We start from the raw sequence: 272 nt of genomic DNA, 5'->3' as shown, positions 1-272 counted from the left end.
CGACCGGACGCGTCCGCGAAGCGGTCTCGCGACTCGTAAGGCGCCGGCGTGCTGGCCGAACCCGGCAGCGCAAGGCCGATCGCCTCCGACACATAAGCCATGCTGTTGGCGGTATACTGGCCGCCGCACGACCCCGCCGATGGACACGCCACCGTTTCGAGTTCGGCCAAGTCGGTATCGGTCATGGTCCCGGCGGCGTTGGCGCCGACCGCCTCGAACACGTCGAGCACGGTTACGTCCTTTCCGCGGAAACGTCCCGGCAGGATCGAGCC

Annotated in this window: 1 protein-coding gene; it reads right to left on the bottom strand. The window is 68.4% G+C overall.

Annotated elements, in window-relative coordinates; translation table 11 throughout:
* Positions 1 to 272, bottom strand: a 272-nt coding sequence (locus KM800_RS15255; RefSeq protein WP_217813839.1) for a dihydroxy-acid dehydratase, incomplete at both ends; no start/stop codon positions are given.

It is taken from the genome of Clostridium tyrobutyricum (assembly GCF_019144085.1).
GTDB classification, from domain to species: domain Bacteria; phylum Bacillota; class Clostridia; order Clostridiales; family Clostridiaceae; genus Clostridium_B; species Clostridium_B tyrobutyricum_A.
The sequence above is the reverse complement of the archived record's forward strand: the minus strand, read 5'-3'. Positions and strand labels throughout refer to the sequence as shown.